16 protein-coding genes are annotated in these 11,192 nt (G+C 33.6%); 5 read left to right on the top strand and 11 right to left on the bottom strand.

The annotated features are described in order from the left end of the window. The first annotated feature begins 14 nt into the window (after positions 1-14). From AC0NJG_RS27205 to AC0NJG_RS27190, 4 genes are read left to right on the top strand one after another with little or no spacing between them, the layout of a single operon-like run. The gene (locus AC0NJG_RS27205; protein WP_474063660.1) at positions 15-95 is read left to right on the top strand and encodes a YrzI family small protein; all 81 of its coding nucleotides are present in this window, start codon (positions 15-17) and stop codon (positions 93-95) included. A gap of 24 nt (positions 96-119) precedes the next feature. Next, positions 120-263, top strand: a complete 144-nt coding sequence (locus AC0NJG_RS27200; RefSeq protein ID WP_087953367.1) for a YrzI family small protein — start codon at positions 120-122, stop codon at positions 261-263. A gap of 25 nt (positions 264-288) precedes the next feature. Further along, positions 289-429 carry a YrzI family small protein gene (locus AC0NJG_RS27195; RefSeq protein WP_087953366.1) on the top strand — a complete coding sequence of 47 codons (141 nt, stop codon included), beginning with the start codon at positions 289-291 and terminating at the stop codon, positions 427-429. Between the two features lie 25 nt (positions 430-454). Continuing rightward, positions 455-595 (top strand): YrzI family small protein, encoded by a 141-nt coding sequence (locus tag AC0NJG_RS27190; protein WP_087953365.1) that lies wholly within the window; start codon positions 455-457, stop codon positions 593-595. A gap of 238 nt (positions 596-833) precedes the next feature. On the opposite strand, the gene AC0NJG_RS27185 is transcribed toward AC0NJG_RS27190, so the two are convergent. Then, positions 834-1,919 carry an AI-2E family transporter gene (locus AC0NJG_RS27185; protein ID WP_000837885.1) on the bottom strand — a complete coding sequence of 362 codons (1,086 nt, stop codon included), beginning with the start codon at positions 1,917-1,919 and terminating at the stop codon, positions 834-836. A 148-nt stretch (positions 1,920-2,067) separates the two neighbouring features. Here AC0NJG_RS27185 and AC0NJG_RS27180 point away from each other — a divergent pair, with 148 nt between their 5' ends. Continuing rightward, positions 2,068-2,889 carry an HNH endonuclease gene (locus AC0NJG_RS27180; RefSeq protein WP_000189700.1) on the top strand — a complete coding sequence of 274 codons (822 nt, stop codon included), beginning with the start codon at positions 2,068-2,070 and terminating at the stop codon, positions 2,887-2,889. A 228-nt stretch (positions 2,890-3,117) separates the two neighbouring features. On the opposite strand, the gene AC0NJG_RS27175 is transcribed toward AC0NJG_RS27180, so the two are convergent. From AC0NJG_RS27175 to AC0NJG_RS27130, 10 genes are all read right to left on the bottom strand, one after another. Then, positions 3,118-3,210, bottom strand: a complete 93-nt coding sequence (locus AC0NJG_RS27175) for a putative holin-like toxin (protein WP_001289320.1) — start codon at positions 3,208-3,210, stop codon at positions 3,118-3,120. Between the two features lie 266 nt (positions 3,211-3,476). Next, the gene (gene ssuD / locus AC0NJG_RS27170; RefSeq protein WP_087997210.1) at positions 3,477-4,589 is read right to left on the bottom strand and encodes an FMNH2-dependent alkanesulfonate monooxygenase; all 1,113 of its coding nucleotides are present in this window, start codon (positions 4,587-4,589) and stop codon (positions 3,477-3,479) included. Positions 4,590-4,665: 76 nt separating this feature from the next. Further along, positions 4,666-5,520: an ABC transporter permease gene (locus tag AC0NJG_RS27165; RefSeq protein WP_474063659.1), complete on the bottom strand. Its 855-nt coding sequence runs from the start codon at positions 5,518-5,520 to the stop codon at positions 4,666-4,668. Between the two features lie 16 nt (positions 5,521-5,536). Continuing rightward, positions 5,537-6,523: an aliphatic sulfonate ABC transporter substrate-binding protein gene (locus AC0NJG_RS27160; protein WP_474063658.1), complete on the bottom strand. Its 987-nt coding sequence runs from the start codon at positions 6,521-6,523 to the stop codon at positions 5,537-5,539. Positions 6,524-6,538: 15 nt separating this feature from the next. Further along, on the bottom strand, positions 6,539-7,294 hold the full coding sequence (locus AC0NJG_RS27155; RefSeq protein ID WP_087953361.1) for an ABC transporter ATP-binding protein: 756 nt from the start codon (positions 7,292-7,294) through the stop codon (positions 6,539-6,541). Between the two features lie 216 nt (positions 7,295-7,510). Continuing rightward, complete coding sequence (locus tag AC0NJG_RS27150) at positions 7,511-8,239, bottom strand: hypothetical protein (RefSeq protein ID WP_474063657.1); 729 nt, start codon at positions 8,237-8,239, stop codon at positions 7,511-7,513. A gap of 4 nt (positions 8,240-8,243) precedes the next feature. After that, complete coding sequence (locus AC0NJG_RS27145; protein ID WP_087953360.1) at positions 8,244-8,834, bottom strand: TetR/AcrR family transcriptional regulator; 591 nt, start codon at positions 8,832-8,834, stop codon at positions 8,244-8,246. A gap of 209 nt (positions 8,835-9,043) precedes the next feature. Further along, positions 9,044-9,553 carry a ribonuclease FAU-1 family protein gene (locus AC0NJG_RS27140; RefSeq protein WP_474063656.1) on the bottom strand — a complete coding sequence of 170 codons (510 nt, stop codon included), beginning with the start codon at positions 9,551-9,553 and terminating at the stop codon, positions 9,044-9,046. Between the two features lie 101 nt (positions 9,554-9,654). Beyond that, complete coding sequence (locus tag AC0NJG_RS27135) at positions 9,655-10,149, bottom strand: NUDIX hydrolase (protein WP_474063655.1); 495 nt, start codon at positions 10,147-10,149, stop codon at positions 9,655-9,657. Further along, positions 10,142-11,191: a hypothetical protein gene (locus AC0NJG_RS27130; protein WP_474063654.1), complete on the bottom strand. Its 1,050-nt coding sequence runs from the start codon at positions 11,189-11,191 to the stop codon at positions 10,142-10,144. The genes AC0NJG_RS27135 and AC0NJG_RS27130 overlap by 8 nt, the downstream gene beginning before the upstream one ends. Between the last annotated feature and the right edge of the window lies 1 nt (position 11,192).

The raw sequence follows: 11,192 nt of genomic DNA, 5'->3' as shown, positions 1-11,192 counted from the left end.
TTTCACAGAATGAGATTTTGCGTGAGCAACACATTCAAACTATTATGGACGAAGTGAAAGAACACCAAGCTTCTTATTACAGTCGTCTTTTCTAAATCAATTATAAAGGGGGGTATCTAATGCAATTTAAAGCATTCTTTTTAACCATCACCATTCAAAAACGTAAACTTTCACAGAATGAGATTTTGCGTGAGCAACACATTCAAACTATTATGGACGAAGTAAAAGAGCGTCAAGCTTCTTATTACAGCCGTCTTTTCTAATAAACTTATAAAGGGGTTTTATCTAATGAAATTGAAAGTATTCTTTTTAACCATCACCATTCAAAAAACTAAGTTCTCGGACAGTGAGATACTGCATGATCATCAAATTAATAAAGCTATGGAAGATGTAAAAGAACGTCAAAGTCACTATTGTAGCCATTTATAATTCCTTTCGAAAGGAGGAATGTATTATGAAGTTTCACCTTTTCTTTTTAACAATTACAATTCAGAAAGAAACCCTTTCTGAAACTGAATTAAAGCAAGAACAACAATATAAACAGATTATGGACGAAATTCGAGATCGTAGAAGCAAATACTACTCTCACCTATAAATCTTTAAAATATAAAAATTGAAAGGAGTCGATTATGATGTTGATAGCACGTTCTAAAGAAATGATTTGGATAGTTCAGAGGGATTCCACATAGTTTTATTGGGGCTATATCATCCAAGTTTACGGTTATATTTGATATATAATAAATATATAATGAATTTGTATTCGTACGCTTTTTAACATTAATTAATAAAAAAGATACACCTCTTAAAAAGTGGTGTATCTTTCTCAACATAAACTATTTTCGATTACTTCTCTTCGTCTTAAACAATCTCACTAAGTTCGATACAACTGTTTTCGTTACTGCATAAACTGGCACCGCCAAGATCATTCCAATAATTCCCGCAAAGTTACCTACCCCTAGAATTAAAATAATAATTGTTAACGGATGGATATTTAATTTTGAACTCATAATACGCGGTGAAATGATGTTACTTTCAAATTGTTGTACAATTGTTACGATAATAATTACGTACAACGCTTGCATCGGAGATACGAACAGACCTACAATAACAGCTGGCGCTGCACCGATAAATGGACCTAAGTTAGGAATGATATTTGTAAATGCTGCTATAATTCCTAAAACGAAAGCGTACGGTAAATCAATAATTAAATAACCGATAAAAGTAAAAGCACCTACAAATATACAAACAAGCGCTTGCCCTTGAATATATGCAGATAATGTTTCATTCGTTTCCTTAATGATGCGAAGTCCTTCTTCACGGTAAGACTCTGGTAATAAGCTTACTGCTTTCCCTGGAAACGCATGGCCATCTTTAAACATATAAAATAAAATGAACGGTACTGTGAAGATAACTAATGCAACGTTCGTGATAATACCAAATAAAGCCGTTGCACTCGACGTAATGGTGTTTGGTATATCCTTTAAGTATTCAATTGCATTTTTTTCAATTGTTTCAATGGAAACATAGTTTTGTGTAGATAACCATTCAAACAATCTATGATGGGATAAATCTTGTATGTATACTTTTCCCTCTTTTATATAACCTGGCATATTTTTTACTAAATCCATTAGCTGTTGGGAGATCGTTGGTACTACTACCCCAACTCCAACCGCAGTTAATGTTATGATAAAAAGATATAACAGTAAAATCGCTAAATTTCTAGGTACTTTTTTATCCTCCAAAAAGACTAATACCGGATTAAATATGAAGTATAAAAATAGCGCGATTAAGATTGGGAAAAACAACGTTGATATGAAGATACCAATCGGTTGAAATAGAAACGATATTTTTGTGCAAATAAATATGATCGCTACAACCATTAGCACTTCTAATGTCCAAAAGTGCACTTTCGATTTCAAAAAACTTCCTCCTTTAAACTAGCACTTCTCTTCATTGTACCAAAATAAGCAAGAATTTCACATAATATTTTCCTTTACAATATTCCAAAATACCAATAAATACACTACAATGAGATTACATACAAATTTGCAGGTAAAGGTGATAAAAATGACACAATGCATCATTTGCAGAAAAGATACGAAAGAACTTAGTGAACAATATGTCATTCCAGAAATATTATGTGGATATTATTTCACAAACTCAATTTGTGATACTTGTCATGAACAAATGACAACAAATATTGATCGCCCCTTAATTCGGCATAAATTAAGTCAATTTAAGATTGAGCAAATGAAAAAACAGATTGACTCCCCCCTCTATACAAATGAGCATGGTGAGGAACTTGCGGCCGCTGAGACAGATGTTGTTGAAGTAAGTGACGAAATACTTTATTCCAATGCATTAATTATGAAACTATGTAAAAAGCACGATATCTCACTACATAACGAAATCTGGAAAGAAGAACGTGTAACGAAAGTAGCTAGCTCTATTCAACGTGAATTACTTTTAGATAACCGTAAGTATAAAATGAGTGTATTAAAAATGGCTTATACTTTCGCTGTACAAGCAGTCGATGGCTATTTTGAAGATCCAGATGCGATTGATATTTCTAGCATCCTATCAAATGCCGACTTCATGGAATTAAAAGAAAAGAGCATTGTTCGTGATTTAAGCAAAAGTTCTTTATGGAATACATTAAATACAAATAGTGAAAACCACTATTTTATTTTATTAAGTGATAAAGATGGCCTGTTCTGTTTCATTCGTCTATTTGATATTTTTGATGTTGTCGTTCATTTATCCGAAAAGAGATATGAACTTCCTTCACCAATTGTCGGCGTAAATGATGTAAATAAGCAAGAATTTTACGTTCAAACTTTAAAACAGTATATGGACGGGCTCTTTAAAGAAAAATCACCTTCTATTTAATTAGAAACAGAACGTACGGTCTCCTTTCTTGATGAAAAGACACTGTGTTATAATAAGTATGAAAAGAACAATACAATCACATAAACCAATTATAAATTGTATATAAATAAAAAAGACTAGTGTGCGGCTACACACTAGTCCACGTAACTTAGCAGATTGGATTGTTCATTTATCCTATTTGTTTCTTACAAACAAAACAACCCACATTCTATTGGCATAGGTGGGTTGTTATTTTTTGAGCTTGTCTATTAAAACGACGACGAATGTTAACAATGCAACGAGAAACAATCCACCTTGCAGTAACAACGCTATTTCACTCACTTATTATCACCCCCCTCCTAATTGGAGAAGTGATAATTGAACAACCAACCGCACCTTAAGTTACTATTTAATTTTACCATATTTTCTGATAGTTTACGATGAAAACCCGCAAGTGATTTACTTGCGACTTTTTTATCCCGTATTAACAGGCAGTAAACAAAATGGAGTAAAGCATAGGTGAAACTGCCTGTTAATACCCGATTGGTTCAACTAATAATCCTTTGGAACAATTCATCCAAAGGATTAAAGTTTCACTTTATTTCTCACTATTTTTTTAATGCATATGCATCAGCTACCATTTCACCAACAATTTTATTTTCTTGTTTCTTTTCTTCTTTCAATAAAGGAAATAAAAGTTCTGCTACTTCATACGCTTCTTCTAAATGTGGATATCCCGATAAAACAAACGTATCAATTCCTAACGCTTCATATTCTTTTATCCTTTCTGCTACTGTATGCGGATCTCCAACAAGTGCAGTACCTGCACCACCTCTTACAAGCCCGATGCCAGCCCATAAGTTAGGACTTATCTCTAACGACTCCCTTGTTCCTTTATTTAAATGTGTCATCCGTTTTTGTCCAACTGAATCATATCTTGCAAATGTCTTTTGAGCAAGCTCAATTGTTTCATTATCTACGTATTGAATTAAACGTTCTGCCTCTTCCCATGCTTCTTCTTCTGTCTCTCTTACAATTACGTGTAACCTAATGCCAAATCGTACTGAACGACCCTTCTCTTCTGCCAGTTTTCTTACTTCCTCTATTTTCTCCTTCACTTGCTTTGGTGGCTCGCCCCACGTTAAATATACATCACTATGTTCTGCTGCAACTTTCTTTCCAGCAGCGGATGATCCACCAAAATATATAGGAGGGTATGGCGTTTGAACTGGCGGGAACACAACTTTACTTTCCGTAACTTTAATATGTTTTCCTTCTAAAGAAATCGTTTCACCTTGCAATGTTGATTTCCAAACCTTTAAAAACTCATCCGCTGCTTCATATCTTTCATCATGCTCAAGATATAATCCATCTCCTTGTAGTTCAACTGGATCTCCTCCAGCTACTACATTAATTAGAAGTCTGCCGTCTGAAATTCTATCAAATGTAGAAGCCATCCTTGCTGCAACTGTCGGCGACATCAGTCCTGGTCTAACTGCTACTAAAAATTTTAATTTCTCTGTCTCAGCTGCAAGTGCGGATGCTAATACCCATGGATCTTCACAACCTTGACCAGTTGGAAGTAAAACACCCGTATATCCTAAATAATCAGCTGCTTGTGCAACTTGTTTATAGTAACCGTACTCAGCTGCTCTTCCTCGTTTTGTCGTTCCTAAATATCTACCATCACCATACGCTGGAATAAACCATAATAATTCCATACCTTTACACACCCCTTATTTATGTTGAAACGTACACTAAAATACTCTATATAAATTACCCCTAATAATTTATATGTTAATTTCCTATCTCTCCTTTAAAATTATCTCTCCATCTTAAAAACTTCACTTCTAGTAAACGAACAAGTGAATCAGAAAACTTCCCAACGAATGCAAAGATAATAATACCGACAAATACGATATCTGTATTTGAAAATTGCCTTGCATCCATAATCATATAGCCAATACCTTCTGTAGATCCCATAAGTTCTGCTACTACTAAACTCACCCATGCTACTCCTAATGATAATCTTGCCCCAAGTAATAGGTTTGGCAATGCTGCCGGTAAAATTAGTTTCGTAATTAATTTTCTTTTACTAAACTCTAACACTCTCGCAACATCAAATAACTTTGAATCTACACCTCGTATTCCTAGAAACGCGTTTACGTATAAAGGAAAAAATGCACCATCTGCAATTAATAACACTTTCGATGTTTCACCAAAACCGAACCATAATACGAAAAGCGGTGCAACAGCTAAGTGAGGCACAGTTCTTAACATTTGTACTGACGGATCTAAATATTGCTCGCTTCTCGTTGAAAACCCAACAATCGTTCCTAATATAATTCCTAGGCTCCCACCAATAAAGAAACCAGCCGCAGCCCTGAATACACTGATACTTAGATGACCGTATAACTCTCCTGTTTTTATAAGTTCTTGAAAAGCTAGAAATATATCTAATGGCGTTGGTAAAACTGTTTTAGAAACTAGATCGAATACGCCGGCTAATTGCCAAACTATTAATACGATAACTGGTATCGTAATCGCTCTTACTAACATTTTTACATTTGTCTTTCGCACTTTTTTTTCATTGACATTGCTTTTGCCAATCATTAAACTGGCCCTTTTCACAACAGCCTTCGTATTTTCCAATTTACAAAACCTCTTTTCATTTCGCCTTTATTGCTTTTTCTACGAAAGAATTATCTACAACTTTATCTGTTTTGATTTCTTTCTTTATAGAACCGAGCTTATATTGAAAATCTGCTGTCTGTTGCTGTTCTGCAACTATTTCTTTCGTTACCGGAACTAAGATGGGTTTGTCGTGATTAAACACTTCTTTTATAATATCTGCATCTATTTTCTTTGCAGAAGTGTATATTTTTATTGCTTCATCCAAGTTTTCATCTTGCCATAGACGTGCTTTTTCATATACTTTAAGGAATTTCTCCACTAATTCTGGATGCTCTTTCGCAAATTTTGTTCTCGCAATTAAAAACTCTGGAGAAGATACGTTTAATTGTTCACCATCTGTAATCACCTTCGCTCCTTTATTTACCGTATGTAACGATATGAAAGGATCCCAAATTGCCCATGCATCTACTGATCCTGATTCAAATGCTGGCTGTGCTTCATCTGGTTGTAACTGAATGACATTTACATCTTTCGCATTGATACCTTCTTTATCAAGCGCTCGATACAATAAATTAAATGCGCTACTTCCTTTTGCTACTGCGATTTTTTTACCTTTTAAATCTTTTACACTCGTAATCTTGCTATCCTTTTGCACAAGAATCCCTGTTCCTTTTCTCGCATAACTCGTATTAGCAATTTCGGTAAATTCAATACCAGCTGCTTGCGCGGAAATAACTGGAGAGTTGCCAACTTCACCAAAGTCTAATCGATTTGATGCGATTGCCTCAAAATAAGGAGGTCCGCTTTGGAACTCTGTCCATTTCACCTTAACTCCTTCTTTTTTAAACTCCTCTTCAAACCATCCCTTTTTCTGTGCCAATAAAAGTGGGCTTAATCCTTGCTGAATACCAATTTGTACTGTTACATCTTCCTTCTTACTACTTGCTGTGCTTTTTTCACATCCGAATAAAAATAATGAAATAGCTAATGAAAAAGAAAGAATTTTGATTTTTTTATACATATACTCACCCTTTCCCTATATACTTGTTTGAATTAGTCCCCCGCGTTCAAACTGTTGTAATACTTTCTTTCGAATTTCTTGGAATGACTCCGAAGTTTTACTACGCGGATAAGGTAAATTATTTTCAATCACTTTATGTATTTTTCCGGGCTTTGCACTCATGATGACAATTCTGTTTGAAAGATATATTGCTTCGTCTATATCATGTGTAACAAATATCATTGTCGTCTTTTTTTGTTCCCAAATGTTGAGCAGTACTTCTTGCAAATGACTTCGGGTAAATGCATCCAGTGCTCCAAATGGTTCATCAAGCAATAAGACATTAGGATCTCTTAGCAACGCTCTTGCAATCGCAACACGTTGTGACATCCCGCCTGATATTTCTTTCGGATATGATTTTTCAAAACCATCTAGTCGAACAATTTCAACCCATTCCTTTACCTTATCCTTCACATACTTATCTTTTAATGACAAATCCGCCGCAATATTTTCTTCCACTGTAAGCCACGGAAACAATCGATGCTCTTGAAATATAAATCCTTGCTTCTTACTCGGTTTTGTTATACGCTCCCCATCAATAATGATTTCTCCTTCAAAATCGCCGTCTAAACCTGCAATAATTTTTAATAGTGTACTTTTTCCGCAACCACTCGGACCAATTACTGTAACAAAATCCCCTTTCTCTAATTGAAAATTAATATTCTCTAATACTTGAACAGTACGAGTTTGTTTCGAAAAATATTTTGATACTCCACCAATTGAAACAGTCACTTCTTCGCCTCCTTGAAATGATTCATCTAAATGAACAGATTCAGTATTTATGCAATAAAAAAACCAAAGGCATTTTATCAATAGATAAAATGCCTTTGGTTTCTCCAATCAGCAATACGTAATAGAATTAAGTACATATTATACAAATATTTCCGATAAGTCAACTAGGTTTTATTAAAAAATACATATGCTTCGTTTGAACATCCTTCTTGTTATTTATTTTTTACGGTTCTTAATCCACTGTAACCAATAAGAAAACTCACATGCCAAATGCATTTGGTGCGATTTAATAAGGCTATTAGGACAAAGTGCTGGAAACTCTACAGCTAGACTTACTTCTATACCAGTGTCTGTATCTTTGAATTGATGTCGAACTCCACCAATAGTAGTACCGTCTTTCATACGTGCAACACCTGTTGATTGGTATTGATAAGACTTATCTCTAGGTGTCTTTAATCCCGTTTCGTCACCAAAAACAATAAAAAATTGAACTGGAAATGGAGAATTACCAGTAGTTTCGATAACTTCTAATTCATTTTCCCCAAACGGTCTTAGTACATAGTGATCAGGACAAGCTGACAAGTTCACCTGATTATTTTCATGTGATTGTTCAAGCATAAAACTGTCAATCCCATTTATCGCTTCTTCTGCTGTAATCCCATCTAAATAGATACTTGTTTTTGAAAATTTCCGTCTATTACCAGATAAAACTGTAGCGATACGCATACCCATTTCACTTAATTTAAGTTTAGACTTCAACTTATCATACATTTCATCGTATGAATAATTTAATTTTAGTTCCGTTAGTTTTTTTATCATAACGTCTGTATCATTTAATTCTTGCTCTTTATGTCCTAATGTATGTAAAACTTTTTTAATACGTTCTCTTTTCCATTTTGTAAGTTGTTCATTCAAAATATTGTTTCCATCGATTATAATCTTCATATATTCATATACATCTTCCTTCTCTTTGATCATATCGCAGTGTATTTAATACTAAATTAACCATTTCTTGCTTCGTATCTAAATTCAAATTCACCTCTGAATGAGCAACACTGCTAAGACCGTATAAAATAAAACCTGAAGCTAGTAATGAGTTATCAGTATTAAAAATCCCCGTTTTCATCCCTTCTTCAATCACTTGTCGAATTAATGGCTGCATTCGCGTGAATAATTTCTGTTCCAGTTGAAAATGTTGTTCTGTCTGAAAAGAACTCACATTTTTATAAGGCGCTAATTTTTCAATAAATGTCCAAAATATATTTAGAGAATCTTCCATCTTTTGCATGACAGACCGTTCATTAGAAATAAGTATTTCTTCAATTAACTCCATATTTTTCACAATAAAGTCATTTAATACTTCATCAACAAAATTCTCTTTAGACTTGAAGTAATAATAAAATAAGCCCGTTGCTACACCAGCATGATTCACAACATCTTTTATGCTAAATCCTTTCATACCATTTTCCATATATAGTTCAAAGCCAATATCCATTAATTCTTGGCGTCTTACATCTGGATCTTTTGATATTCTTTTCATATGTTATCTCCTACTATGTTTTTTACCGTGACTGAATCTGATTCAATTGTAAATGACTGAACTACATTCAGTCAATATTAGTTTCCACAAAAAAGAGTAATCCCAAGAAATATACATCTAACTTTAGACTTATCAAAAAAGTTAGATTATATAACTTAAGACTACTCAATTTCATTAAACACGTATTCTATTTTCAAATCAATTACAATTTAGTTTAACCTCACTCTTTCTGTTTCTACAATTATTTGAGGAAGCGTCTTTTGAATTATTTCCTCTAATACATCAAGAGCTTCGTTCACATAACCACCCTCAAAACCCTCTAAAGGCTCAGGTAACTCATCTTCATCTAAAATAAAATATTCTCCGCTTGGAAGTACCAAAATATCAATAATTAAGTCTTCAAATGACACGAATTCGTCTGTTATTTGCGTATTTTTTACAACATTAAAATAAGAGCCTACATACATTCCATTCTTATCTCTCCATATGTATAAATTGTACGGACGATCCTTCCAGTAGTATGCAATGGTGTAACTGCCTTTCGGGATTGTTAAACTTGAATCATGTGTATTCATTGTAAATGAATACTGAACCTCATGAAATAACACGATACTTCGCAACTGCTTTTCAAGTAATAAACAAGTGTGTTCTACTGTTGTCGAGTCATATCGTATTTTTCTTTCTATAATTTCACTTTTTAGTGTTAGTAATTTATTCATTCTTTGTTTCCCCTTATGCTATTTCTAGCTTTATTATATCGGTTTATATAGTAATAAAGAAGTATTTAGTCTCCAATTACACAATAAAACTCCCTCTTATTTTAGAAGGAGTTTTTCACTGTCCATGTTTCATATTTTTTCACTTCTAATGGAAGCTCATTTGTTTTCAGCCACTCTACTGCACTACATACAAGTGGAGATGAATTGTCTTCTGTAATGCTTTCAATAGGAACCCATCTAGCTCCTAATGAATCTTGCTCTTCAAATTGTTCCGTTACTACGAATTCACCTTCGCACCTTTCAACACCGTAGAAAACTGCGATATGATGTACATGTGTGTACTCCTTGAATTTTGATGGAAATTGAAAATCAATCGTACCTATTTGTTTTACTACCGTTTCATTTAGCCCGGTCTCCTCTTTAATCTCTCTATGAAGTCCAGCTAATAATGCTTCCCCATCTTTTAGACTACCACCAGGTAGATCATACCGATTTCTATATGGCCCTTTAATTTTATCGATTACTAATATGTTATTGCTTTCGATACAAATGCCATACACACCAAACGCACGATGAAAATTAGTAGCATTATTCATGGTTCAATTTCTCCGTCATCACATCATAAAATTTCCGTTCCTCATCAACATTTAAGTGAACACGACTTACTGTTTTAGAAAATCCATATAACAATTGTGCTTTCATTGGCTCTTTTAGTGTTATTTCAAATGTTGGAGGTTCCTTTATAAATTCCATCACCGTTGCGTCAAGAACCTCTTTCTCATTCTTTAAAACTTCTCCTTTATAAAACGTAATCTTATCAATTTGTGTAAACGGTATAATGATTTTCTTTCCTAATCCAATTTGAATAATTACCTTTTGTTCCGTAACAATAATTGGATTTTTACGCGTTGCTTGTATTTCAGCTAAAAAATAAAACATTGCATATACGTTTAAAATAAGTAACACCCATGCTACAACTGGATTCCATTGATGAAACAAATAATGAAAACCGATACTTTCTATTAAGGTCGCATGGATAATCATAATATATACACCTATTGCGCCAGTCTTTTTGTGATATGAGTATACAGATTCTCCTTCTGGCACTTTTTCACGCCACGATAAAAATGCATAATAGATTAACTTGCACTCTGTTACAATGATATCTATTAATTTATTTCTTTTCATAGCAGCGTCAAATGCAGCATCAATTGCATAAGAAAATGAAGAATACTCACTTTTATATTCTTTATATTTTTTTATTATGTTAGGAAGCTTTCTAACAATTTTATATAGAAGGAATAACTCTACACATACAAAGGCAATTTCTCCTGCAACTATCATATAAGAAACGTATGAAAAAGCTTGTAAATAGTCGCTTGGAATAATAAATCTTGCAAATATATAACCAGCTATTACAACAGGGAATATATACGTTAACGAGTATCTTTTTCGAATAATAAAGAAATACGTAATAACCGGAATTACAAACATACAATCTAATAATGATCCAAGAACAACTTCTTTCGGAGTAGCTGGTACAATCGGAAGAGCATACAATAAATAGTTTGATAATAAGATTAAAGATACGAGTCCAATCCATATACCTTTTCGCCTTCGCGAAAGTGTGACACTCATA

This window comes from Bacillus sp. SSR7, assembly GCF_055902415.1.
This window is presented reverse-complemented; position numbering and strand designations above follow the sequence as displayed.

Coding starts and splice junctions, on each gene's coding strand:
- AC0NJG_RS27140 (WP_474063656.1), bottom strand. CDS start 9,553: ATGAATAAATTACTAACACTAAAAAGTGAAATTATAGAAAGAAAAATA.
- AC0NJG_RS27145 (WP_087953360.1), bottom strand. CDS start 8,834: ATGAAAAGAATATCAAAAGATCCAGATGTAAGACGCCAAGAATTAATG.
- AC0NJG_RS27160 (WP_474063658.1), bottom strand. CDS start 6,523: ATGTATAAAAAAATCAAAATTCTTTCTTTTTCATTAGCTATTTCATTA.
- AC0NJG_RS27150 (WP_474063657.1), bottom strand. CDS start 8,239: ATGAAGATTATAATCGATGGAAACAATATTTTGAATGAACAACTTACA.
- ssuD (WP_087997210.1), bottom strand. CDS start 4,589: ATGGAATTATTATGGTTTATTCCAGCGTATGGTGATGGTAGATATTTA.
- AC0NJG_RS27200 (WP_087953367.1), top strand. CDS start 120: ATGCAATTTAAAGCATTCTTTTTAACCATCACCATTCAAAAACGTAAA.
- AC0NJG_RS27180 (WP_000189700.1), top strand. CDS start 2,068: ATGACACAATGCATCATTTGCAGAAAAGATACGAAAGAACTTAGTGAA.
- AC0NJG_RS27135 (WP_474063655.1), bottom strand. CDS start 10,149: ATGAATAATGCTACTAATTTTCATCGTGCGTTTGGTGTGTATGGCATT.
- AC0NJG_RS27190 (WP_087953365.1), top strand. CDS start 455: ATGAAGTTTCACCTTTTCTTTTTAACAATTACAATTCAGAAAGAAACC.
- AC0NJG_RS27130 (WP_474063654.1), bottom strand. CDS start 11,191: ATGAGTGTCACACTTTCGCGAAGGCGAAAAGGTATATGGATTGGACTC.
- AC0NJG_RS27195 (WP_087953366.1), top strand. CDS start 289: ATGAAATTGAAAGTATTCTTTTTAACCATCACCATTCAAAAAACTAAG.